Below are 23298 nucleotides of genomic sequence, written 5' to 3' on the forward strand. Positions count from 1 at the left end.
CTATTGTGCCTGCTGCGTGGTGGCTGGCAGTGCGTCCAGCGCCAGATTCAGGCGCAGGACATTCACCCGGGGCTCGCCGAGCAGGCCGAACTGCGGGGCCTCGGTATGGCGCTTGGTCAGTTCCGCCACCGTGGCCGGCGGCAGGCCGCGGGCGCGGGCGACGCGGGCGATCTGCACCTCCGCGCCACGCGGACTGACGTGCGGATCCAGGCCGCCACCGGACTGGGTGATCAGATCGGGCGGCACATCGACCGGCGCGATGCCGTCGCGCGCGGCCACCGCCGTGCGGGCTTCGTCGATGCGCTTGCGCAGATCCGGATTGCCGCGCGACTGGTTGCTGCCGGCGGCCGCCATCGGATCGTAGCCGGCCGCCGACGGACGCGGCTGGAAGTAGCGCGGGTCGGTGAAGGGTTGCGCTACCAGCACCGAACCGGCGACGTGGCCCTGCGCGTCGATGATCGATCCGGTCGCCTGCGCGGGGAACAGGCCGCGCCCCAGCCCGGTGCCGGCCAGCGAATACAGCAGGCCGAAACCCAGCAGCGACACCAGCGCCAGGCCAAGGGAGGGACGTAGCAGGCCGGCGCGGGTGATATGCGGCGACGCGACGATCTTGTAGCTCACGGGAGATTGCATGTGGTTTTCCTCAGGCGCCAGTCACGAGGGACAGCGCCATGTCGATCAGTTTGATGCCCACGAACGGCAGCAGCACGCCGCCCACGCCATAGATCAGCATGTTCCGCCGCAGCAGCACGGTAGCGGTGGCCGGGCGGAAACGCACGCCGCGCAACGCCAGCGGAATCAGCGCCGGGATGATGATCGCGTTGAAGATCAGCGCGGCCAGCACGGCGTTGGCGGGACTGGACAGGTGCATCACGTTGAGCGCGCCCATCTGCGGCAGCGCGGCGGCGAACAGCGCCGGCAGGATCGCGAAGTACTTGGACACGTCGTTGGCGAGCGAGAAAGTGGTCAGCGCGCCGCGCGTGATCAACTGCTGCTTGCCGACTTCGACCACCGCCAGCAGCTTGGCCGGATCCGAATCCAGGTCGACCATGTTGCCGGCTTCCTTGGCCGCCTGGGTGCCCGAGTTCATCGCCAGGCCCACATCGGCCTGCGCCAGCGCCGGCGCATCGTTGGTGCCGTCGCCGACCATCGCCACCAGCTTGCCAGCGGCCTGCTCGCGGCGGATGCGGGCGAGCTTGTCCTCCGGCCTGGCCTCGGCGATGTAATCGTCGACGCCGGCCTCGGCGGCGATGGCCGCAGCCGTCAGCGGATTGTCGCCGGTGATCATCACGGTCTGGATGCCCATCGCGCGCAGGCGGGCGAATTTCTCCTTGATGCCGTGCTTGACCACGTCGGACAGCTCGACCACGCCCAGCACGTGCCGGCCCTCGGACACCACCAGCGGAGTGGCGCCGCCGCGGGCGACCTGCTCGATGCGCGCGGCCAGTTCGTTGGGCACGTTGCCGCCGTGTGCCTGCACGTGCCGGCCGATGGCATCGCCGGCGCCCTTGCGGATCACCCGGTCTTCCACGTCCACGCCGGACATCCGGGTCTGGGCGGTGAACTGCAGGTAGGTCGCCCGCTCGGGCTCGTCCAGGATGCAGCCCTGCTCACGCGACAGCCGCACGATCGATTTGCCTTCCGGGGTCGGATCGGCCAGCGAGGCCAGCAGCGCGGCGTCACGCAGCTGCGCCTTGTCGATGCCGGCCAGCGGATGGAACGCGGTGGCCTGGCGATCGCCGTGGGTGATGGTGCCGGTCTTGTCCAGCAGCAACACGTCCACGTCGCCGGCCACTTCCACCGCCTTGCCGGACTTGGCCAGCACGTTGGCCGACAACGCGCGGTTCATGCCGGCGATGCCGACGGCCGGCAGCAGGCCACCGATGGTGGTCGGAATCAGGCACACCAGCAGCGCGATCAGCAGCAGCGGATCCACCTTCACGCCGACGAAGGCACCGATCGCCGGCAGGGTCGCCACTACGATAAGGAAGGTCAGAGTCATCGCCGCCAGCAGCAGGGTCAGCGCGATCTCGTTGGGGGTCTTCTGGCGATTGGCGCCTTCCACCAGCGCGATCATCCGGTCGAGGAAGCTGTGCCCCGGCTCGGCGGTGATCTTCACCACGATCTCGTCGGAAAGCACCTTGGTGCCGCCGATCACGCCGGAGCGATCGGTGCCGGCCTCGCGCAGCACCGGCGCCGATTCACCGGTCACCGCCGACTCGTTGATGGTCGCCACACCACGGATGATCTCGCCGTCGGCGGGAATCTGCTCGCCCGCCGAGACGATCACGTAATCGCCCGGACGCAGCTCGGCCGCCGGAATGCGGGTTTCGGCGCCGCCCAGCGCGGTCTCCACCCGGCGCGCGACCAGATCCTTGCGTGCGCGCCGCAGCGATGCGGCCTGGCCGCGGCCGCGCGCTTCGGCCACCGCTTCGGCGAAGTTGCCGAACAGCACCGTCACGAACAGGATCGCGGTCACGGCCCAGCCAAATCCGGCCGATGCCACCCCGGCCAGCGTGATCACCGCCGACAGCAGGGTGCCGCCCATCACCACCGCCATCACCGGGCTGCGGATCAGGTGCCGCGGCGCCAGTTTGAGGAAGGCGTCGCGCAGGGCCGCGCGGAACGCCGCGCCGTCCATCAGCGCCGGATGATCCCGGCGGGTTTTTTCCTGGTAAGAAATCGTCGTCATGGGAGTGCTCTCAGTGCGCGACCAGTGACAGGTGATCCGCGATCGGTCCCAGCACCAGTGCGGGCATGAACTGCAGCACGGTGAGGATCACGACCACGGCCACCAGGGTCAGCGCGAAGGTAGGCGTTTCGATGTGCAGGGTGCCGGCCGATTCGGCGGCGTGGCGCTTGCCGGCCATGCGCGCGGCCACCAGCAGCGGGATGATCAGCGCGGGGAAGCGTCCCAGTGCCAGCGCCACCACGCAGCTCAGGTTCCACCAGTAGGTGGCGTCGCCCAGCCCTTCGAAACCCGAGCCGTTGTTGGCGAAGGCCGAGGTGTACTCGTAGAAGACCTGGCTGATGGCGTGGAAGCCGGGATTGGAATTGCCGGTGATCGACGGGACGGCCAGCGTGATCGCGGTCAGTCCCAGCACCACCAGCGGCTGCAACAGGATCAGCAACGCCAGCAGGCGCACTTCACCGGCCTCGATCTTGCGGCCGAACAGTTCCGGCGTGCGCCCGGTCATCAGGCCGGCCAGGAACACGCTCAGCAGCAGGTACACGATGAACTGCTGCAGGCCGCAGCCCACACCGCCCCAGATCGCGTTGACCAGCATGTTGACCAGCGCGACCAGCCCGGTCATCGGCGCCAGCGAGTCGTGCATGGCGTTGACCGAACCGTTGTTGACCTGGGTGGTCACCGCCGCCCACAACGCGGACGCGTCGGCGCCGATACGCACTTCCTTGCCTTCCATCAGCGCGGGATCGGCAGCCGTCGCCGAATGCGCCTCGGACCAGATCGCCGCGCCGGTGGATATCACCGACATCAGCATCATGCTGCCGAATACCAGCGCGGTGAACTTCCGCCGGCCGGTGAACGTGCCGACCATGAACACCACTGACACCGGGATCAGCAGGATGGCCAGGGTCTCCAGCAGGTTGGACAGCGGGGTCGGGTTCTCCAGCGGCACCGAGCTGTTCGGGCCGTACCAGCCACCGCCGTTGGAACCCAGTTGCTTGGCCGCGACCATCGCCGCGACCGGGCCCAACGGGATTTTCTGTTCGCCCATGCCGGCACTGCTGTCCACCGGCGTCGCCACCGGACCGGCGGCGAGCGTGGACGGCACGCCCTGGCTGGTCAGCAGTAGCGTCCACGCCAGGCAAAGCGGCAGCATGAAGCGGACCGTCGAACGCACCACATCGGCCCAGTAGTTGCCCACGTCCACGCGTTCGCTCGGTTGCCCGACACCGCCTTCCTGGGTGGAATCCACCCCGCCACGGCCGCCGAACAACGCGCGCAGCGTCGCCACCACCATCGCCAGGCCCATCATCGGCGTCACCACCTGCAGGCCGACGATGCCGGTCATCTGCGACAGGTAGGACAGCTGTGCCTGACCGGAGTAGTGCTGCTGGTTGGTATTGGTCAGGAACGACACCATCGTGTGCAGCGCGGTGTCCCAGCGCATGTTCGGGATGTCGTCGGGATTGAACGGCAGCCAGGCCTGGGTCATGAAGATGACCCAGGCAATCAGGCCGACGATCAGGTTGCTGAGCAGGAACGCGCCGGCATAGCCGCGCCAGTTCATGCCCCGCTCCGGGCGCGTGCCCAGCAGCGCGTAGATCGGCTTTTCGATCCAGCCGAACAGCCGGTCGCCGCGCATCGGCGCGCCGCGCATCACCGCCGCCAGGTAACGGCCCAGCGGCCAGCCCAGCGCGATGGCCAGCGCGAAGACGAGAAATGCTTCAGTCATTGTCGTTCACCCGCATCAGAATTCTTCGGGACGCAAGATCACGTACAGCAGGTAGCCTGCCGCCACGATCACCGCGATGCCACACAACAAGGCCAGCCAACCAGGCATGGGAGTTCTCCTCAAAAAGACGCTTGCAGGGCCGCCTCGACACGCGAGCCGGCCAAATCCGGAAACAGGCGCTTGGCGGAATCGTCGGTGGCGTGCGCGGTCACGCGCAGTTCGAACGGCGTCTTGAACGCCCACACCGCGCCCAGTTGCGCGTGCGCGTAACTGTCGCCATAGGCGTCATCCAGCCAGTAACGGCCGACCGCGCCTTCCAGCCGCCACCGTTCTCCCAGCGGAGCGCGCGCGCCCAACTGCGCGTAGGTGCCGTTCCGGTCCGTCGCCAGGGCGTCGTTGGACCAGCCGACCTGCGCCCAGTAGTTCTGCTTCCAGGTCACGGTGCCGTTGAGTTCGGACCAGTTGAGGTCCACGGTCGTGCCCGGATAGCGGTAATGCGTGAGATTGACGTCCAGCGCCCAGTCATCCGTGAGGTTGCCGGTCCAGCCAACGACGAAATCGAATTCGCTGGAAGCATTCGTTCCAGTGGCGAATTCCACATTGGAACCCCACACCGATCCGTAGAGGCCATTGGCGGCCGCCGCCTTGAAGCCGGCCTGGACCGCCGGGTCGCCCTGGGTCTGGCTGGTGCCGCGCCAGATGTAGTCGGTGGTGAGCGCGGCATTGCCGCTCAGGGTAACGGCGGCGGCGGGTTCGGCCAGCGCCAGCAGGAATACGCACGCCAGTGCCGGCGTGCGGAGGGAAGGAATGCGCATTGCGGGATGTCCACGCGGAAACGGCTCCGCGACTGTGGAAATCTTCCCGCCGGCAGGCGTAAAGCCTCCATTCGCGGCCCGGTCGGCCGCGTAAATTCATCGTAAAAACCCGTGAGAACCGGTGCGTGGACCGGTTCGGGGGTTCAGTCCTTCACGGTGCCATCGTCCGTGCAGCGATCCAGCACGTCGCCGGTGTGCTGGTTGAACACCGGTGCGGCGAACGGCGCCGGGCCGGGCGTGCGGCCGAATGCGATCGGCCGGGTCACGCCGCGATAGCGGCCCACCGCCGGATGTTCGATGTTGGCGACGATGTCCTCGGCCAGAACCTGCGGATGATCGAACATGTCCTCGACCCGGCGCGCGGCCGCGCACGGCACCTCGTCGCCGAACAGGGCTTCCCATTCCAGCGCGGTGCGGGTGGCGAGCGCGTCATGCAGCAGCGGCACGATTTCATTGGCGTGTTCGGCGCGCTTGCGCACGCTGTCGTAGCGTTCGTCCGCCGCCAGCGCGTCCAGGCCGGTCTTTCCGCACAAGGCCTTCCAGAACCTGGGCGTATTGGCGGAGATGTAGATGTGGCCCTCGCGTGCAGGATGGATGCCGGTGACGCCACCGGAGCGCATGTCGCGGCCGATGTCGAGCGATTCGCCCTCGGCCCAGATCATCCTTGCCGATTGCATGGTCAGCGCGCTGCGCAACAGCGACACCCCGACGAACTGGCCGCGCCCGCTGCGCTCGCGCTCGTACAGCGCGGAGGACACCCCGCCCGCCAACAGCGCCGCTGCGTAATAGTCCACCACCGAACCGTAGATGATCTCCGGCGCGCCGCCGCGCTTGCCCTGCAAAGCGCACATGCCGGTCATGGTCTGCAGGACCTGGTCGTAACCGGCCTTGTCCTTCATCGGACCATGCTCGCCATAGCCGGTGACGGCGCAGTAGATCAGGCGCGGATTGATCAGGGTCAGGCGATCGAAATCGATACCCAGCCGTTTCGGCACGGCGGGCCGGAAGTTGTGCACCAGCACGTCGGCCTCCCGCACCAGCCGCAACAGCGCGGCCAGGCCCTCGGCCGACTTGAGGTCCAGGACGATGCCGATCTTGCTGCGGTTCACGCCCATGAACGCGCGGCTCTCGGCCGCCAGCGTGGAGGGATACTTGCGCAGGTTGTCGCCATCCGGCGGCTCGATCTTGATCACCTGCGCGCCCTGGTCGGCCAGCAGCGTGCAGCCGTACGGCCCGGCGATGTAGGCGCTCAGATCCAGCACCTTGACGCCGCTGAGCGGTCCTGCGGGGCCCTCGCGCCGCACCAGGCCGAAGGGAGACGGGTTATCCATGCGTGAAGTTTCCATCGGGTGCCGCTAGCCGTGCCGCGGCCAGTCTCCCGCATGCTCCGGGGACGAAACAGCGGGACCGCATATTTTCAGCGGCGACAAATTCTTGCTTGCCCGGCACGCGCACTCCGCTACTCCATGGCCCGGCCGGCATCCGGCGGATCCGCCCAGGCGACGGGATCCGGCGCCAGCGACAGCCAGCCCAGCCGCCACGCGCCATCCTCGCGGCCGCCGGCGCGGTAGTACGGCGCGAAGCGCAGCGGCGCGCGGCCATCCAGTTGCATCTCCACGTCCATGCCCGGACCGCCATCGGCGGCGGCGAGTTCACGCAGCCATCGCGCCGGCGGCGCGTCCGGCAGGCGCACCGCTTCCTCGTGCTTGAATCCGTCAATCAGCCCCGTCGCGTACACCAGCGGTCCCCGGGTCAGGCCGACGTAGTCGTAGCGCAGCACCTGCTGGCGCACCGGTGAACCGTCCGGCGCGCGCGATTCCTGCACGTTGCGGCTGCGACGGAGATGAAGCGTCGGCGTCATCGGCAGGCGCAGCGCCACGACGTCGCCCGGCTGCCAGTCACGGCTGATATCCAGCCACTCTCCCGGCGCGATTCCGGCATCCAGCACCTCGCCGTTCACTGTCACGCGGGCGCCTTCGGTCCAGGCGGGCACGCGCAGGCGCAGGGCGAAGCGCATCGCCTGCGCCGGTTGCAGTGTCAGGGTCACGTCGTCCGCGAACGGGTAACCGCCCGACTGGACGATCCCCACTTCACCCTTTGGCAAAGCCAGCCGCACCTGTCCGGGCGCGTAGAGATTGACCTGCAACGCGCCGTCCTCGGCCACGCCGTAGGCCAGCGGTGGCAGTTCCTCCCACGCCATCGCGCCGCTGGACTTGCAGCAGCGCCAATAGGTGGTGTGGACGCGCGGGCCATTCGGGAACGAGTAGTAGCACCAGTCCTCGCCGTTGGGCGCGGCGGCGCCGAGCAGATCGTTGTAGGCGATGCGCTCGATTTCCTCGGCATGGCGCGCATGCCCGGTGATCCGCAGCAGCTCGCGATTGAGCTGCAGCCATGCCAGCACCGAACAGGTTTCCACATAGGCCTGCGGGCTGAACACGCCGGCGGGATTGAACACTTCGCGCGAGCGATGCGCCACCCCGCCCCAGGGACCGCCACCGAGGGTCAGGTGGTGATCGCGGATGTTGCGCCACAGGTGATCGACCGCGTCGCGATAGCGCGCCTTGCCGGTCGCCCGGTGCAGCTTGGCCAGACCGACCAGGTTCCAGGCCAGCTGGTAGGCCTTGCCGGTGGCGATTTCCGACGCGTCGGCACCTTCCAGCGCGCGCCGGATCAGCCCCAGCCGCGGCTCGGCGTCGGCCTGTTCGGCGATGCGCTCGGCCAGTTCCAGGTAGCGCAGGTCGCCGGTCGCCAGATGCAGTTCCACCGCCGGATCCATAAGCACCGTGGCCGACATGCCGAAGTGGTTGCCGAGCGAGGTGATGTCGATGCCGCCTTCGCCCAGCGTGCGCCAGCACAGATCGCCGATGCGTTGCGCGGCGGCCAGGTAGCGCTCGTCGCCCAGCGCGCGCCAGGTTTCGATCAGGCCGAGGATCAGATAGCTGTGGGTCCAGATGTCCCAGGTCCGCCAGGCCGGCGCGCCATCCCAGCTGACCGGCTTGGGCGGCTGCGGACGCATGAAGCGGCGCTCGGGCGCGTAGTTGCCCAGGTAGCCGTCGTCGGCCTGGCGGGACAGCAGGTAGTCGGCCACCGCGCGCAGGTTGTCGCGCAGGTCGACATCGCCGCTGCGCGCCACCGCGCGGGCGGCGGCGTACAACCATTTGCCCGCGTGTTCGCCGTACCAGTCGCCTTCCAGATTCTCGCGAGTGTGCTCGGGATGGAAGATCGCGATCGCCGGGCTGTCCGGGCCGGTGATGAAATGGCCCAGGCGGCCTCGCCGGCTGGCCTCGATGGCCTCGCCCAGCACGCCGCCCAGCACCACCGCGCCCGCGGGCGCGGGAACGAAGCGATCGCCCCGCGGGGCCTGTGCATTCACCGCCATGCCCTACTCCGCGTCCACCACGCAACGGAAACCGAGCATGCCGGACCGATCCTTGCTCGGTGCCATCAGCAGGTACTTGCCATGCTGATCCAGCCGGTACGCCTGCGGGAAATACCAGTGCGAAGTCTGCGGCTGATAGGCGCTGCCGCCGCGCAGGATCGCCGCGCGGGTGTGTTCGTCGGCGTACTCGTCGGTCCACTGCCACACGTTGCCAACCAGATCCTCCACACCGAACGGGCTCGCACCCTGTGGATACGCGCCGACATCAGCCGGCGGAAGCAGGCGGCGCCCGCGGTTCACCGGCGGCACCGCATCGGCGCGCCATTCGTTGCCCCACGGATACAACCGCCCGTCGGTGCCCTGCGCGGCGTATTGCCATTCCCATTCACGCGGCAGGCGCTTGCCCGCCCATTCGGCATAGGCGCGCGCGTCCTCCAGCGAGACCCAGGTGACCGGCTTGTCTTCCCAACCCGGGCGCGGTGCACCGTCCTGCCAGTCGCGCAGGAAGTTGTGCACGTCGCGCGGCGCGTAGCCACTGGCCTCCAGGAACCGCTTGAACTGGGCGTTGGTGACCGGATGGCGATCGATGTGGAACGCCTTCATCGCCATCCGCCTCCGGTGATGCCGGCGCGCACTGCCCTCCCACGGATACTGCACGTCCAGCCCTTCCCAGGTCTGGCCCTCGATCTCCACGCCGCCGACCACGAACACGAACTCGCCGGCCGGCACGGTCACCATGCCTTCCGGTGCCTGCGCGCGCACGTCAGTGGGCGCGATCGGCGTGATCCGCTGCGGAATGGCGTGCCAGCGGTTGGACAGCGTGCGCAGCGGCACCCGCGCCAGATCCGCCATCAGCGACAGGAACGCAGGCAAGCCTTCGATCTCAACGCCTTCGTCCAAGGCCAGCACCGCGCCGAACCCGCGGCCTTCCAGGTTCATCTCCAGCACCGCCTGGTCACCCGTGATCAGCGGTTGCAGTTCCACCCCGTGCCAGGCATCGAAGTACTGGCGGCCCGGCTGGTGCGGCAGCGCCAGTTGTTCGCCTTCCACGTCGTACTCGTTGCGGTTGACCAGCGTCCACAGCACCTGGCCCTCGCCCGGGAAACGGCTGGCGAACACGCCCGCCTGCAAGGTCGGGTAGTAGGGCGTCCAGTCACGGCTGACCATCAGCGGTGCGAAGCGGCGCTCGAGGGTGGCGACGCGGCGCAGCGATTCGGCGTCGCGCGGGGTGAACTGGTTCCACAGGCCCCAGATGTTCTCCCAGGCGTTGTAACCAATGCCATTGAAGAAGATGTACTGCAGATCGTGGTTGCGGTCGCGGCCCCAGCGGTTCTCGTAGTTGATCATGTGGCGCGGTTCCAGCCACTTGAACTTGGCGACCGGCGGAATGACCTCGTTCGGTGCCTTCTTGCCCCAGCTCTGTACGTTCCAGATCAGGTGTTCCTCGGCGCTGATCGTGGATTCCGGCTGCACCACCACCGGCTGGCCGAGCGCATCGCAGGCATCGAAGAACGCGCGCGGCACGCCGTTGTAGGTGTCGCCGTTGATGCCGTCGGCGCCGACTTCCTTCACCAGCCGCGCGATGGCCTGCCAGTCCGCCTCGCCCTGCGCGCGGGTGCCGTTGTCCCAGGGCATGGTCGGCAGGAACACCTTGACGCCACGTCGATGGAAATCATCGACCGCGCTTTTCAGGCCGGCCAGGCCACCTGGGAGATCCGCGGCCATGTCGAACTGGTTGCGATCGTCGATGCCGATATTCGGATAGACGTACCAGAGCAGCACGCTGTCCAGCCCGCCGAAGCGCTGCTCCAGATCATCCAGGTAGCGATCCACGGTGTAGCGGCCGGCTGCCGGATCGTAGAAATAGCGATCCTCCACCATCATCTGCGCATGCACGAAGTTGCGCTGCGCCCATTGCAGCTCGGGGCGTCGGTAGTTGGCGTCGTCGTAGCCGATGCGGGTCAGATGTTCGCGGCGCCAGTCGCGCAGTTCGGCGATCCAGTCGGCCGACGTGGCGTTGACGTCGATCTTCCAGTGGCCGATCTCGGCGAATGGCCAACCCGGCGCCTTGCCCGGCGTCGGCAGATAGCGCTGGGTGGTGACGTGCGAGAACTTGTATTCGGTCTTCGGCACGTGGCGCGGCGCGTCGTCGTCGTGGGCGGGAGGGAACGGATCCGGTGCGGCGGTCATGGCGTGGTTCTTTCAGGGAGGGGGATTCAGGTCAGGCCGAACTGCGCGGCCAATGCCTCGCGCGCCTGCGCGGTGGTGGCCGGCGCGTCGCGCAGGAAGGCTTCGACCGCCTCGCGCGCGGGCACCGAGGCCTGCGCGCCCAGGCGCGTGCAGGCCAGCGCCGACGCCGCGCAGGCGTAGCGTAATGCATCGGCCAGGACGTCGCCCCGCGCCAGCCGCGCGGCCAGCGCACCGCAGAAGGTGTCGCCGGCGGCGGTGGTATCGACGGCGTCCACCCGGAACGCCGGTTGCAGGAACAGGCCCTCGGCGCTGCGCGCGATGCAGCCGCGCGCACCCAGGGTGACCACCACGCAGGGCACGGCCAGGCGGGCAAGGCGATCGGCGATGCCGCCGGCGGATCCCGCCAGCGCTTCGAGTTCGCCTTCGTTGACGATCAGCACGTCGACCGCGCGCAGCAGCGCATCGGGCAGCGACCGCGCGGGTGCGGCGTTGAGCACCACCGTGACTCCCGCGTGGCGCGCGGTCGCGGCATAGGCCGTGACCGTTTCTATCGGGGTCTCCAGTTGCAGCAGCAGGTGCGACACCGCGGCCAACGGCGGCAGATCGCTGGCCCGCAGCGCGTTGTTGGCGCCGGGTGCGACCGTGATCGCGTTCTCCGCGTCGTCGGACAGGCAGATGAAGGCGGTGCCCGTGGGCAGTTTTCGGGATCGCACGATCACCGGTTCCACGCCGGCGCCGCGCAATGAATCCTCGAGGGTCGCGGCGAACGCATCCTCGCCCAGTCCCAGCAGCATGCGGGTGGGCGCGCCGCCGGCGCGCGCCGCCGCCACCGCCTGGTTGGCGCCCTTGCCGCCCGGGAAGGTGGCGAAGTCGCGCCCCAGTACCGTTTCGCCCGGGGCCGGCACGTGCGCGGCGCGGACGACGAAATCGAGATTCGCCGAGCCGGCGACGAGGATGTGCCTGGGTGTTGCGGTCATGGTTCCAGTGCCTGGTAGACCAGGTTGTAGAAAGGCGTGGCGAGACGGGGAAGATCGTGCGCCTGGCCGTCGGGCAGGTGCTGCAGCAACAGGATCGCGATCAGGCGTTCCTGCCGGTCAATCGTGAAATAGGTCGAGGCCGCGCCGGACCAGCCGAACGCGCCGACCGAACCCAATCGCCCGCGCCCGGCTACGTCCAGGATCACCGAGCCCCCCAGGCCGAAGCCTTCGGCGCGGCTGAATTCGGTAACCGGCGGATCGAGCTGTCCCTGGAGGTGGTTCATCATCATCAGGTCCACGGTCTTGCGGCCGAGGATGCGCTGATCATCCAGCGCGCCGCCAGCCAGCAGCATCTGGCAGAACCGCGCATAGTCGGAAATCGTGGAGTAGAGTCCACCCGCGCCGCTGGGATAGGCATTGAGGGACACCCCCGGTTGCCGTGCGCTGCGGCTGTCGTCCAGCCCAAGCCGACCGTCGGCGCCCATGCGGGTCAGATCGACCACGCGCCCGCGCGCGGCTTCCGGCACGCTGAATCCGGTGTCGCGCATGCGCAGCGGCGCAAGGATATGTCCGCGCACATACGCTTCGAAGGACTCTCCACTCACCACCTCGACCACGCGCGCCAGCACCTCGATGCCGGTGCCGTCGTACTTGAAGCGGGTTCCGGGTTCGGTCGCCAGCGGCACCGCCGCCAGTCGCGAGGCAAAGGTCGCCAGATCCGGTGAATCGTGCAGGTCGGCGCGTTCCAGCAGGCGGGTGGCTTCCTCGAAGCCCTCGCCGCCGGTGGCGAAACCCGCGGTATGGGTCAGCAGCTGACGCAGGGTGATGGGACGTTGCGCCGGCACCAGCACCGGCTTGTCCGCCGTGCCGCCGGCGAAGCGTTGCATGTGCTTGAACGCCGGCAGGTAGCGGCTCACCGGATCGTCCAGGCCCAGCTTGCCCTGCTCCATCAGCTGGAGCACCGCCACCGAGGTGATCGGCTTGGTCATCGAATAGATGCGGAAGATGGCATCCTCCGTCATCGGCCGGCTGCGCGCGAGATCATGGCTGCCGTGCGCCTGCACCGTGATGACCTTGCCGTCGCGCACGATCAGGGCCACCGCACCGAGGTAGCCCTCCGGTCCGGTCGCCCGTTCGAGGGAATCATCCAGCCGCTGCAGGCGGACTGGAGAGAAACCTTCCGCCGCGGCGGATGCCGCGGACGGAAGGTCCACCACCGGGTCTTGCGCCCGCGCCGTGTGCACGGCCATCAGCGCGGCCATCAGCAGCGGCCACACCCGCCGCCCGTGCGTTGCCTGAAACATCCGACGTGGGGGAGTCGTCCGTTTCAAAAGTTGATGGTGTGGGTCAGCGAGATCACGCGGCCGCGGCCGGCGAAATAGTTGCGGTAGAAGTCGATCTGCGACCAGCTCAGGATGTAGAACTTGTCGGTCAGATTTTCCACGCCCAGGGTGAACTTGCCGTACTTCTCGGTCTCGTAGTTGACGGTCAGATCGTAGAGCGTGTAGCCCTTGGTGTGTTCTTCGCCCGCACGTCCCTCGTTGATGTCGCGATCCAGCCATTGGGTCGCACCCAGGATCACGTTGCCCCGCGGCAGGAAGTTCCAGGTCAGCGACGCACCGATCTTGTCGGGGCTGATGTCGTTGATGCCCATTTCCTTATCCAGCGGCCCGTTGGTCACGAACGTGGTCTTGCCGCGGATGCGGGAATACAGCGCGGTTGCCTTCCACTTATCGCTGAAGTTGTACTCACCGTTGAATTCGTAGCCCTTGATCTCCACCGGCGCGCGCACCATCACGAAGTCGCGGCTGATCGGATCCACCGCCAGCGATACGCCGAAGTCCGACTCCGACTTGTAATGCGACAGGCCAAAGCTGCCGCGCTGGCCCTGCCAGTTCAGGCCAACCTCGCGGTTGTCGGCGATGATCGGCTGCAGGTCGAGGATGCCGGCCACGGTGGCCTGCGGATCGTTCGGGCAGCCATCGGGCTGGGTGCCTTCCGGCGAATCGTTGGAACATTGGATGTTGCGCAGCGGAATACCCACATTCGGCAGGCCGAAGCCCTCGCCGTAGGATGCGAACACGGAGAAGCCGGCAGGCAGGCGCCAAATCGCGCCGAAGTTGACCAGCGTCTCCTCGTAGGACAGCTTTCCGCCTTGCACAGAGCGGCGATCGCGGAACCAGGTGGTGGTGTAGTCATCCACCGACAGTTCTCCGTCCTCGCGGCGCACGCCGCCGCTCAGGGTCACCGGCCCGATGTCGTAGGACAGCTGCAGGTAGGGCGCGGTGCTCTTGTAGGTCATCGGCGGCACCCAGACCCGGTTGGTCAGCGCCAGACTCTGCTCGGTTTCGTCCTCGACCAGATCCAGGCCGGCGCGCATTTCCAATCCGTCCACGCCGAACAGCTGCGGACGCGTCCAGGCCGTGCGCAGGCCCTGCTTGTTGGAGTGGATTTCGGATTGGTCCCACAGCGTGCCCATCGGTGCGATGTCCGGATCCTGCCTGTCGTCTCCATTTTCGGCCGGATAGCGCATGGCCTGGTCCGCCTTGTACAGGTCGACCTTCAGCGTGCCGGCGAAGAAATCACCGTGGGTATAGGAGAAAGCGAACTGGGTGAAATCGTTGAATTCCGATTTCGAGCCAGGAATCCGGCCACGCTCGGCGGTATCTGTGATTCCCTGCTCGCGATCGCCGGGAACCCAGTGATAGTTGTTGTTGCCCTGCACGTTGAAGCGACTGAAGGTTCCCTGGATGCGCTGCTCTCCGGCCTCGCCGAAGTTCATGCCCCACTTGATGAACAGGTTGTCCGATTTTGAATCCGAGATTGAGCCGCTGGCGTTCATGCCGATGCGACGGCCACGGCCATCGTAGGAGATGCCGCGGTCGATGAAGGAGGCGGCGGTCAGCAGGTCGAAATCATCCGCCTTGTAGGCATAGTTCACGCCCAGCTTCCAGCCTCCGCTGTCGCTGCCGTTCTGCGTGCTGTAGCGGGAGGTGACGGTGGTTTCACTGCCGTCCTTGGTGGGCGTCTTGGACAGGTAGTTGATGATGCCGCCCTGCGCGCCGATGCCCTCGGAAGCCGAGGGACCATTGATGACCTCGATGCGGCCCACCAGCCCCATGTCGGTGAAGGTACCGGAGCGGTTGCCCTCGCGCAGGGGCGAGGTCTGCGGGATACCATCGAACAGGCGCAGCGCGATACGTCCGCGCAGCGTCTCGCCTGTATTGCTCATCGCCTGCGAGGATTCCGAATAGCCGGGCACCTGCCGCGCCAGGACAGCGGTGGCGTCCTCGGTCAGGCCGAGCGTGCGCTCGACTTCCTGCTTGGACACCAGGGTGATCGCGCCCGGAATCTTGTCCACCGCCTTCGGCGTGCGCACGCCGGTCACGATCACCTGGTCGAGATTGGTGGCTTCCACTTCCCCGGCCTTCGACGCCTCGTCCGGCGGCGGCGGGGTGTTCTGTTGGGCCTTGACGCTGGCGCTGACGGCGGCGGCCAGCAGGAATACGCCGAATGCGGCGGGCACGTGCTTCATGGTGTTCTTCTCTGAGATGGTGGGCTGCGAGAACCGCGGCGCAGGCCGCAGGGCTCCCCGATAGCGTTCTTGTTGTTGTTGCGCATCCGCGGGCGGCGGAGAAAATGGCGCCCGCGCTGCCAGACGTTCCTCCCAGACGCCGGCGACAGCCTCGACAATGTCGACAGAGCCTAGGTGCACGCCGTCACGGAAAGAATCCTTCGCGCCTATGTTCAGAGCCTAGTTTTTGTTGGGTGATCCCGGTCGACGGTATCGATGCAGTGCAGCATCGCGCGTGTTCAGGACAGCTGCGAAACCGCCTGGCTTTCCTGCAGCAGGACGGTGACCAGGCGGATGCGCACGGTCGAGCGCGACCAGACCATGCCGATGCGGCGCGGCACGCATTCGTTGGGCAGCGGAATCCGGACCAGGTCCAGCCCCTCCGGCCAGGGCCGCGCCCAGTTGGGCACCAGCGAAACGCCCAGGCCGCGGTCCACCATCACCGCGATGGCGTTGAGGGCGTTGAGTTCGAAACGCTCGTGCGGAACGATGCCGGCGCTGCGCAGGTACTCGTCGGCCTGGCGGCCGCCCCACTGGTTGCGGTCGTAGCGGATCAGCGGCTGGGTGGCGAGCAGTTCGTGCGGGTCGCGGCCAGCCATCGCCGCCGGCGCCAGCACCACCAGCGGTTCCTCGCGCAGCAGTTGCCACTGGCAGGTCTTGGGCAGCGAGAACGGCGCCTGCAGCACGATGGCCGCGTCCAGCTCGCCCGACTCCACCGCGCGGTACAGATCCGCCGAGTAGCCCGGCTTGATGAACACGTTGATCTGCGGAAACGTTTCCACCATCCGCGCCAGGATATCCGGCAGCATGCCGGCCAGCGCGGTCGGGCAGGCCCCCAGGCGTAGTTCGCCGGATACCGCGCTGTCGTTGGCGACGCTGCGCATGTCGGCCACGTCGCGCAGCAGATCGCGGGCCCGCTGGATGATCCGCGAGCCCTCCTCGGTGACGCTCACGGTCCGCCCCACCCGCGCGATCAGCGATGCACCGAGTTCGCGTTCCAGGGTGCGGATCTGCTGCGCCACCGCCGCCGGCGTGATGTTCAGTTCACGCGCGGCCGCCGCCATCGAGCCGCGGTCGACCACGGTGACGAAGGTGTTCAGGAACTGGGTATCCACGTGTCTCCCCCTGGCGTGCGCTCAGGCTACAGGAGCCCCGCCGCGCGCGCGACAGGACCAACGGCAGGGGCGGAAAGCGCGGTTACTCCGCATCGCGGTAGATGGTCAGGCCCTTGAGCGAGCGTTGCGGCGCCGGGAACAGCAGACTGGCCAGGTAGCCGATGACGATGCACAGCAGGATCGAGATGGCCAGGTAGAAGTACGGATGGACCAGGTCCATCGACCAGGCCAGGAAGGTCAGCACGATGCTCGAGCCAATACCGATCGCAACGCCTGGTGAATTGGCCCGGCGGGTGAACATGCCCAGCGTGTACGCGCCGGCGAAACCACCGCCCAGCAAGCCGGCCAACTCGATCGAGATGTCGAACAGCGAATGGATGTCGTAGCGCGACAGCAGCAGCGCCAGGCCGATGCCGACCAGGCCGACCATCACCGTGGTGATCTCGGCGAACAGCACGCTCTTCTTCTGGTCGGCCTTCTTCGACAGCTTCTCGTAGAAGTCGACCGAGATCAGGGTGGCAACGCTGTTCATGATGCTCGACAGCGTGGCCATCGCGGCGGCGAAGATGCCGGCAATGATCAGCCCGGTCACGCCCGGCGGCAGTTCGGCGGCGATGAACAGCGGGAAGGTGGCATCGATCGGCAGCAGCGGATTCAGGCGCTCGGGGTTGTTCTTGTAGTAGACGAACAGCGCCGTGCCGATACCGTAGAAGATGAAACCACCGGGAATCATGATCGCGGCGAACGCCCAGATCGAACGCCCGGCCTCCTTGTCCGACTTGGTGGACAGAGTGCGCTGCATCAACACCTGGTCCTTGGGGAAGGTCAGCACGACGTCGAAGATCACCAGGAAGATGAAGCCCCACACCGTGGCCTTGGTCAGGTCGAAGCTGAAGTCGAGCGTATGCATCTTCTGCTCGGCCATCGCGGTGGCGAAGAACTCCGGCGCACCGCCCTTCAAGTGCCAGATGATGAAGCCGATGGCGAACATCGCGCCCCCCATCTTCACGAATACCTGGACGAAGTCGGTCCAGATCACCGCCTTCATGCCGCCCATCGCGGTATAGATGATGGTGAACACGCCCATCAGGATCACGCTCCACACCACGCTGATGCCGGTGATGGTGGCGATCGCCAGCGCGGGCAGGAACAGGATCACGCTCATCCGCGCGCCGACCTGCATAGCGATGCACAGCGCGCTGGCGAGCATGCGGATGGCAGGGTGGAAGCGGGTTTCCAGGTACGAGAACACCGACATCAGGTCCAGCCGGCGCAGCAGCGGCACGATCCACACCGCCACGAACATCAGCCCGAGCACGGCGATCAGGTTGTTGGTCATGTACTGCCAGTTGGTCTCGAACGCCTTGGCCGGAATGGCGATGAAACTGATCGAACTGGTGTTGGTGGCATACAGGCTCACGCCTGCCGCCCAGAACGGAATGCTGCGCCCGCCGACGAAGAAGTCCGAGGTCGAATTGCGCTTTTCCTTCAGGTAGAAGTACATGCCAATGCCGATCATCGACGCGAGGTAGATGATGATCACCAGCCAGTCCATCCACTTCAGCAGGTGTTTTCCGGACGCCAGCTGCGCGGATTCGATGACCTGCCCGCCCTTGCCATCGCCGGTCATCCAGACCAGGCCGTTGCGCCAGCCGGTGGCCAGCAGCACGTCGTCGCCAACCGTCGCCGGCAGCGTGGCCCAGGCGCTGGTGATGGTGTGATAGGTCATCAGGTGCGTGCCGCGATTGTCGCGCACCAGCATCAGCAGATGCGCCTGTCCCATCGCGCGCGCCGAACCCGGCAGGCGCGTGCCCGGCACCGCCGGCTTGGTTTCCCACCCGTGATCGGCCGTCCAGCGCCACAACGGTTGCGAGGTCGTGCCGGTGCCGATCAGGTAGAGCGCGTTGGTCTGCGCCAGCAACTCGCCGCCCGAGGCGCCTTCCGGCCACGCCGGGCCGTCGACCCACGCGGCAGGCCCGTTCAATACGGTACGCCACAGGCGAGGCGTGCCGTCGCCCAGGCCCATCACGTACAGGTTTTCGCCCAGGATGGCGAAGCGTGCGCCGCTCAGCGCCAGCGGGAGCGCGGGCATCGACTGGCGGGCGAGGCTGTTTCCGCTGAGCCGAAGTTCCTCGATCCGCGCCGGTCCGGTTCCGACGGACATCAGCGCGAACAGGCGACGGCCATCACCGCCGGCGTCCAGCACGCGTGGCGCGGCGCCGCCAGGCCATGACAGCGCCTGCCACTGGCGGCCATCGGCCGACAGGACCCACGCGCCATCGCTGCCCAGCGCAAGCGGACGGTCCTCGATCGATCTCAGCATCTCCACGTGCGCGCCGGCAGGCAGCGCCGGCAGCGCATCGCGTTCGACCGAGGTCAGGCTCTCGGCGTGCACGCCGGGAACGGCCGCGCACAGCAGCAGCAACAGGCATAGCGCGGCGCGCAGGAAGCCGGTCGCCTCCTTGGATACGGGCAGGAAGGCGGTTCGGCTCATCGTGTTTCCATGCTTTCGAAATTCGGTGTGGTCGCGGCATCCGGCGCATCCGGAACGCGCCGCGTGGATGGCAATCCCCTGCGCTCCCCCGCGATCTTCATGCCTCCGCCGCCGCGACGATGGCTTGCGCACGGTGCAGGTAGGGAGGATCGATCATGCGTCCTTCCAGCAGGAAGGCGCCACGTCCTTGCCGCGCCGCCTCGGCGGCGGCCGCGACGATCCGCCGCGCCCGCGCGATCTCTTCGCCGGAAGGCTGGAACACGGCATTGGCCAGGTCGATCTGGCGGGGATGGATGCAGCTCTTGCCCAGATAGCCCAGCCGGCGGGCGATGCCCGCCTCGGTCCGGAATCCCGCTTCGTCGGCGAGGTCCGGATAGGCGCTGTCATAGGCGAACACGCCGGCTTCGGCGGCGGCCATGCGCAGGGCGTACATCGCCGCGTGCAGGTTGGCCGGATCGCGGCGATCGATGCCCAGGTGCTCGAACAGGTCACCCAGGCCCAGTTGCAGTCCGGCCACGCGCGGATGCGCGCGGGCGATGTCGGCGGCGTTGCGCAGGCCCAGCGGCGTCTCGATGTTGATCAGCAATTCCGGCGCCTGCTCGGTCGCCAGCAGCGAGGCCATCGCCACCACCGCCGTGGTGACGTCCCGGGCCTGCTCGATCTTGGGCAGGTTCAGCAGATCCACCCGGCGGCCCGCGAGCGCGGCCAGGTCCGCCTCGAACTCCGGCGAAGACGGCGCGTTGGTACGCACGATGATCACCTTGCCGGCCGGCAGGTCCGCGCCCGCCAGGAACTGCGCCAGGTTCGCGCGCGCCTCCGCCTTGCGCCCGGGAGGCACGGCGTCCTCCAGGTCGAAGGAGATCGCGTCGGCACCGCTCGCCATCGCCTTGGCGAACAGTTCCGGGCGACTGCCGGGCACGAACAACTTGCTACGCATGGACCGCACTCTTCATGGCGGGGCAGTTTCAACGATGCGGACACAAAGAAAAGTCGCGCCCGGCATCTTCAGACCCAACATTTGCTTGCGATATGCCACCGCCGCCGCGTCACGCCTTGCCGTGGCGGTGATCCCGGCCCCGTGTCGCGGCAGGCGTGCGCGCCGCGAAACACCCGCGACGACAAGCGCGCCCCTGGCCGCGCGCCCGGATGGGCCCGGTTTGCTGCGATGCAACCCGTCGCCGCGCGGTCAACGGCGCACGTCGAACCCCGCCTGCGTCAGGAAGGCATCGACCTCGGCGACATCCAGGGTGCTGAAGTCGCCCGGCAGCGAATGCTTGAGGCATCCCGCCGCCAGGCCGAAACGCAACGCGTCGGCGTCGTCCCGGCCGGTCAGATCGCCATGCAGCACGCCGGCGGCGAACGCATCGCCGGTACCGATGCGGTCGACGATGCCCGGAATCTCGTACTCCGGCGTTCCCAGCAGGCGCCCGTCGCGCCGCAGCGCGACCGCGGACAGGGCATGGTGATCCACGCTGCGCTGCACGCGCACGGTCGCGGCCATCCGCTGCAATCGCGGAAACGCCGCGAACGCGGCCTGCGCGCCGACGGCGAAGCGTTCCTGCGCGGTGGCGCCATCGAACGAGCGTCCCAGCACGACTTCGATGTCGCGATGGCTGGCGAACATCACGTCGGCCTCGGCCATCAGGCCATGCAGCAGCGCCGGCGCATCGCCATCCCATGTCTGCCACAGCTGCGGGCGATAGTTGCCGTCGAAGGACACCCGGACGCCCGCCGCGCGCGCGGCGCGCATCGCTTCCAGCGTGCCCCGCGCCGCGTCCGCGCCCAGCGCCGGCGTCACCCCGGACACATGCAGCCAATCGGCGCCGGCCAGCAGCGCGGGCCAGTCATGGCAACCACCGCCGGCCTGCGCGAAGGCCGAACCGGCACGGTCGTAGAGCACCTGCGAGGGCCGGTGGATCGCGCCCGTAGTGAGGAAATAGAGGCCCATCCGTCCAGGCAGCCGCTGCACCGCCGAGATATCGACCCCATGCCGGCGCAATTCTCCGGTCGCGGCCTGGCCCAGCGCATTGTCGGCCACCGCGCCGACCATGTGCGCGGCGTGGCCAAAGCGGGCCAGCGACACCGCGACGTTCGCCTCGGCGCCACCGACATGCACCTCCAGCGAAGGCGTTTGCAGCAGGGTCCCGCGACCGGGCGCGCCCAGCCGCAGCAGCAGTTCGCCAAAACAGACAACCTTCCCCACTCCGCCTCCCTGTCCATGCATGTAACGGTCCCGGAGTGTACGGTGCCGCAGGCGCTGGCGCGCGCATCGCATTGAAACGGAGACAAGGTCGCCCGATCGCCGCCGCTCTGCTCAGGGCTCGGGACGCTCCCAACGTCGATAAGTGTCGTCCAGGCCCTTGCGCAGGCGGCGGTAGCCGGCGGTACCGGGGCGCACGTCCAGGCGTTCGGCCACCGCGCGCCAACCGCCGGCGTGATCGCGCGACCATTCGCGCACCACCGCGCGGCACGGCTGGCCGGCCACCTGCGCCACCGCGCAGGCCATGTAGATGTCGCCGGCGGACCAGTCCGGCTGTTTCATCATCGCTTCCACATAGGCGCGCGGCACGCTGTAGTAACGCGCCATCTCATCGGCGAAGGCCGCCGGATAGCGCGCCGCGTAGTCGTTGATGTCCTTGAGGTGGCGATCCACCGACGCGTCCCCGCTCCCGGGCCATTCAGCCGCTTCGGTCCTGGCTGGCGCGGGCGTGGTGCCCTGCGCGGCGCCCGCCGCCACGACGAGCGCGATCAGGCCGGGGAAAAGGGTGGTGCGGAGGAAACGGGGCGCAGGCATGCGCGCATTGTGCCGCAGCGCCGGTGTCATTGCAGGCGGCCGGTGTGCACCGGCCGCCCGCTGGTCATGCGATGGGTATCGGATCAATCGTCGTCGTGATGGCGGCCACGTCCATCGTGGCGGCGCCAGCGGCGATCGTCGTCGTCCCAGCGATCCCGATCACGCCGGTCATACCGGTCACGGCGATCGTAACGGTCGTAGCGATCATAGCGGTCGCGATCGACGTAACGCACGTAATGCGGGTTGTTGCGGTAGTAGCCGTAGGCGTTGCCGCGCGGCGGCGTGCGGTAATACTGCCGCGGCACGTAGCGGTAGTAGGTCGGACGGTGGTAGCGATCGCGCACCACGATCACGCGATTGCCGTAGCCGTAACGATCCCCGTACCCGTGGCGGTAGTAGGGCTGTCCGCCGTGGTAGATGACATCGGCCACGTCCACGATGACCCGGACCAGATCGTCGTCCGCGCGGGCCGGCGAAGGCGCCAGCGCCGCCAGTCCGAGACCGGCGGCCAGGACAGTGGGAGCCAGCAGACGCGTGAGTGAGAAGCTTGCCATGACATCCTCCGGTGGCCCGTCTCGCCGGGCCCATAGGTGAAAGGTCCTGTCCCGCGGACCTGTGTGTGAAAGATGTCGCCTGACGCGTGAACCCGGATTTAACCCGGCGGGCCTTCCCCGGCTCCCGCTGGAGGCGGATACCTTCCGTTCAACCAGGCTCCTTTTCCGGCCCCGATTCCCGGGAGAACGCCGGGACGCCCTCAGCCGGTACGGGCCTCGATCCCCGCCAGCGCGGCCGGCAGTTCGACTGCGGCGGCCACCGTCACCAGGTTCGGCACCTCCGCGCCCAGGCCATGCTCGGCTTCCAGCGCCCAGGTGACGTGGTAAGGCATGTGGATGCCCCAGCCGCCGAGCTGGATCACCGGCTCGATGTCCGAGCGCAGCGAATTGCCGATCATCGCGAACTGCGCGGGCGCCACTTCCAGTTCCTGCAGCACGCGCGTGTAGGTGGACACATCCTTTTCCGACACCACTTCGATGCGGTGGAACAGATCGGCCAGTCCGGATTGCGCGATCTTGGCTTCCTGGTGGAACAGGTCGCCCTTGGTGATCAGGACGATTTCGTGATCGCGCGCGATCGCTTCGACCGCCTCGCGGATTCCCGGCAACAGATCGACCGGATGCTGCAGGGTGGCGCGGCCAATCTCCAGGACGCGATGCAGATCACGCGCGCTGATGCGCTCGTCGGTCAGCTGGATCGCGGTTTCCAGCATCGACAGGGTCATGCCCTTCACCCCATAGCCGAACACCTTGAGGTTGCGTCGCTCGGTATCCAGCAGGTGCTGCTGCATGCGGCGATCGGCCAGATCGATGTAACCGGCCAGGATCGCCTCGAAATCCTGCTCGGCCTGCCTGTAATAGTCCTCGCTCTTCCAGAGGGTGTCGTCGCCGTCGAAACCGACCCAGCGTATGCCCATGCGTGCGGCCTCCTGATCGTGGGGGCGCGCAGCATAGCAGCCGCCGGACATGCCGAGGGCGGCCCGAA

General features: G+C 67.7%; 18 protein-coding genes. All 18 read right to left on the bottom strand.

Annotated elements, in window-relative coordinates; translation table 11 throughout:
- The 18 genes from kdpC to IQ458_RS13445 all read right to left on the bottom strand — a co-directional run bounded on the left by kdpC (window position 1) and on the right by IQ458_RS13445 (window position 23230).
- Entirely contained in the window at window positions 1–633 is a 633-nt protein-coding gene (gene kdpC / locus IQ458_RS13360) for a potassium-transporting ATPase subunit KdpC (RefSeq protein WP_203323140.1), read from the bottom strand.
- A gap of 10 nt (window positions 634–643) precedes the next feature.
- Window positions 644–2692, bottom strand: a complete 2049-nt coding sequence (gene kdpB / locus IQ458_RS13365; RefSeq protein WP_203323141.1) for a potassium-transporting ATPase subunit KdpB — start codon at window positions 2690–2692, stop codon at window positions 644–646.
- A 10-nt stretch (window positions 2693–2702) separates the two neighbouring features.
- Window positions 2703–4421, bottom strand: coding sequence for a potassium-transporting ATPase subunit KdpA (gene kdpA, locus IQ458_RS13370; RefSeq protein WP_203323142.1), 1719 nt, complete (start codon window positions 4419–4421; stop codon window positions 2703–2705).
- A gap of 15 nt (window positions 4422–4436) precedes the next feature.
- Entirely contained in the window at window positions 4437–4529 is a 93-nt protein-coding gene (locus tag IQ458_RS13375; RefSeq protein ID WP_141455506.1) for a potassium-transporting ATPase subunit F, read from the bottom strand.
- Between the two features lie 11 nt (window positions 4530–4540).
- The gene (locus IQ458_RS13380; RefSeq protein WP_203323143.1) at window positions 4541–5236 is read right to left on the bottom strand and encodes a TorF family putative porin; all 696 of its coding nucleotides are present in this window, start codon (window positions 5234–5236) and stop codon (window positions 4541–4543) included.
- A gap of 143 nt (window positions 5237–5379) precedes the next feature.
- Window positions 5380–6567 (bottom strand): CaiB/BaiF CoA transferase family protein, encoded by a 1188-nt coding sequence (locus tag IQ458_RS13385; RefSeq protein WP_203323144.1) that lies wholly within the window; start codon window positions 6565–6567, stop codon window positions 5380–5382.
- Window positions 6568–6695: 128 nt separating this feature from the next.
- Window positions 6696–8615, bottom strand: coding sequence for a glycoside hydrolase family 127 protein (locus tag IQ458_RS13390; protein ID WP_235996841.1), 1920 nt, complete (start codon window positions 8613–8615; stop codon window positions 6696–6698).
- 3 nt (window positions 8616–8618) lie between these two features.
- Window positions 8619–10805, bottom strand: coding sequence for a formylglycine-generating enzyme family protein (locus IQ458_RS13395; protein WP_203323145.1), 2187 nt, complete (start codon window positions 10803–10805; stop codon window positions 8619–8621).
- A 26-nt stretch (window positions 10806–10831) separates the two neighbouring features.
- A complete protein-coding gene (locus tag IQ458_RS13400) occupies window positions 10832–11782 on the bottom strand; it encodes a ribokinase (RefSeq protein ID WP_183639278.1) in 951 nt (316 codons plus the stop codon).
- Window positions 11779–13086 carry a serine hydrolase domain-containing protein gene (locus IQ458_RS13405; protein ID WP_203323146.1) on the bottom strand — a complete coding sequence of 436 codons (1308 nt, stop codon included), beginning with the start codon at window positions 13084–13086 and terminating at the stop codon, window positions 11779–11781. Before IQ458_RS13405 ends, IQ458_RS13400 begins: the two co-directional genes overlap by 4 nt.
- Before the next feature lie 23 nt (window positions 13087–13109).
- The gene (locus IQ458_RS13410; RefSeq protein ID WP_192198013.1) at window positions 13110–15317 is read right to left on the bottom strand and encodes a TonB-dependent receptor; all 2208 of its coding nucleotides are present in this window, start codon (window positions 15315–15317) and stop codon (window positions 13110–13112) included.
- A 278-nt stretch (window positions 15318–15595) separates the two neighbouring features.
- Window positions 15596–16471, bottom strand: coding sequence for a LysR family transcriptional regulator (locus tag IQ458_RS13415; protein ID WP_183639284.1), 876 nt, complete (start codon window positions 16469–16471; stop codon window positions 15596–15598).
- Window positions 16472–16553: 82 nt separating this feature from the next.
- Window positions 16554–18965: a sodium:solute symporter gene (locus IQ458_RS13420; protein ID WP_203323147.1), complete on the bottom strand. Its 2412-nt coding sequence runs from the start codon at window positions 18963–18965 to the stop codon at window positions 16554–16556.
- Window positions 18966–19062: 97 nt separating this feature from the next.
- Entirely contained in the window at window positions 19063–19902 is an 840-nt protein-coding gene (locus IQ458_RS13425; RefSeq protein ID WP_192198015.1) for an HpcH/HpaI aldolase/citrate lyase family protein, read from the bottom strand.
- Window positions 19903–20151: 249 nt separating this feature from the next.
- The gene (locus IQ458_RS13430) at window positions 20152–21168 is read right to left on the bottom strand and encodes a sugar kinase (RefSeq protein WP_328805185.1); all 1017 of its coding nucleotides are present in this window, start codon (window positions 21166–21168) and stop codon (window positions 20152–20154) included.
- A gap of 111 nt (window positions 21169–21279) precedes the next feature.
- The gene (locus IQ458_RS13435; RefSeq protein WP_183639291.1) at window positions 21280–21759 is read right to left on the bottom strand and encodes a hypothetical protein; all 480 of its coding nucleotides are present in this window, start codon (window positions 21757–21759) and stop codon (window positions 21280–21282) included.
- Window positions 21760–21842: 83 nt separating this feature from the next.
- Window positions 21843–22313, bottom strand: a complete 471-nt coding sequence (locus IQ458_RS13440) for a hypothetical protein (RefSeq protein ID WP_183639293.1) — start codon at window positions 22311–22313, stop codon at window positions 21843–21845.
- A 200-nt stretch (window positions 22314–22513) separates the two neighbouring features.
- Window positions 22514–23230, bottom strand: coding sequence for an HAD family hydrolase (locus IQ458_RS13445; RefSeq protein WP_183639295.1), 717 nt, complete (start codon window positions 23228–23230; stop codon window positions 22514–22516).
- Window positions 23231–23298: the final 68 nt, after the last annotated feature.

It is taken from the genome of Pseudoxanthomonas beigongshangi (assembly GCF_016820515.1).
In the GTDB taxonomy this organism is placed as follows: Bacteria; Pseudomonadota; Gammaproteobacteria; order Xanthomonadales; family Xanthomonadaceae; genus Pseudoxanthomonas_A; species Pseudoxanthomonas_A beigongshangi.